This window comes from Lutibacter sp. HS1-25 (genome assembly GCF_004121075.1).
In the GTDB taxonomy this organism is placed as follows: Bacteria; Bacteroidota; Bacteroidia; order Flavobacteriales; family Flavobacteriaceae; genus Lutibacter.
Genome location: NZ_RHLN01000103.1, coordinates 1 through 1,943, shown reverse-complemented (window position 1 = coordinate 1,943; position 1,943 = coordinate 1). Strand labels below are relative to the sequence as shown.

Sequence of the window (1,943 nt, the reverse complement as noted above, 5' to 3'; positions counted from 1 at the left end):
TATAGAACCATAAAACTCATCTCTAGGATTTCCAGCAGCGCCAATATAAAAAGGAAAATCGTTATTCACAGGTGCACTTACAACTCTAGATCCATCCAACACACCATCAATATATAAATACAAAGTTGTTCCATTATAAATAGCAGCTACATGATGCCACTCATTATCGGGAATAAAAGTGCTTGAAGTTAAATTAGCAACTATACTTCCGTTATTAGCCCATCGCATTCGCAACTGTTCGCCTCCAATTCTAAATTCAAACCCATCGGTTAAATTACCATCATTTCTTTTTGCAACAATAGTACCGCTATCTTCACCTGTAGTCCATTTAATCCAAGAAGAAATTGTAAATCCTGCTGGATTTAAATTCAAAGTATTTCCTAAGTTAATTCTATCGTTATCTCTATCATCAAAAAAGATTGAGCGCTGTTCAGTTGTATAAGGTCTATACCCAAAAGTCACATACTGCTCACCCGTAAAATCAAAAATACATTCAAGGTTAGAACCGTTTAACGTTAAAGGCACATAGGTTGAAGTTTCATTAAATGTATTATTACTAGAAACAACCATTACATACTCACCACCATTAGAACCAGAAATAGTACTTGTTAATAAGGTTTCTGGTATGGATATTTTCACATTTTCAACATCATTTGTTTCTTTCATTTTCCATACACGTTGTATAGGTGTAAACGAAACAATTGTTGAAGGGCCTCCTGCAATATCTTGGCTTAAATTTACCGTAAGCGTAGTACCAGCAACAAAAGGTAAATTATTATTTCCCCACATTAAAAATGTTTGATCTGTTGCAAAAGTGTTTGTATTAAGTAGGTTTGTAGTGTAAATATCGCCCAAACCTATGGTGATATCATTGGCATTTGCATTTTGAGAGGTCGATTGCTTTTGATTTAACACAGAATCATCATCTCTACCAATACCTGCTACATTGTAATGATAAGTACTGTTAGCCGAAGCATCCCAAAGTGGCGTACTGCCGCTTGAAGCCATATAATCTCCATTAATGCCACCACCCGTATTATCTAATGTTATACCGTATTTAATTGCTAAGTAAGATTCTACTTTAACTTGATTAGCAAGTGACAATTGTCTATCATAATATATCACTTCTGAAATTCCACCCGTAAGCCTATTTCCTCCTGATCTATCATCACCTATATAATAACTTCCCCCAGTAGACCAACTTGTACTAAATGCTTTTGTACCATTAGTATGAATATTATTTCCATCCTCATAAATCATTGCCGACGCAGTTCCCCCTGGATCACTTACAGACCAAACAAATGTATTGTTTATTTGAAGACTATAAAGATCTGGTGGATTTGCAGCATATCTTCTATCAATAAAAAAAGCTCTTGATGAAGCAGTTCCAAGTTCTATCAACGCTTTATCATTAACAGTTGATATATTACCAACCACAAATATGGTTGAACCTGTTCCATTTGTTCTACTAATATTTCCAGATAACGGTCTATCGTCATCAGTAAAATTTAAACCTGGGTTAAAGTTTGAAAATGAAGAAAGGTAAGTCGTATTTCCAGTTCCCATTGCATCAAAACCTAAAGGACTTTGATCTACCCAACTTGTAATGCCATTTCCTTCAATAATTGTATTTGTACCTGCATCGGCTTTTAACCATAAATTTAAATCTGTAAAAACACCACCTGGAGCTTCTGGATTATTACAAACACCACCTCCACTAACATTGAAATTAACCCTAACACCACCACTACGGGCTGTCCAACCATCATTTGAAAGCACCGTTACACCTCCAGAAGTAATCGTAATATTAGATACTACATTAGGAAGGTTACGATCCCAACCGTCACCCGGACCGTTTACGCCACCTCCTCTATCATACATTATCACATAATAATTATTAGCATCTTCCAAACAACCTAGATTTACTGTAGTAGCATATGGCA

1 protein-coding gene is annotated in these 1,943 nt (G+C 35.6%); it reads right to left on the bottom strand.

All coding sequences use genetic code 11. The features are described 5' to 3' along the window. Positions 1–1,943: LamG domain-containing protein (locus EC396_RS12655; protein ID WP_164975294.1), on the bottom strand; the 1,943-nt coding region annotated here is incomplete at both ends.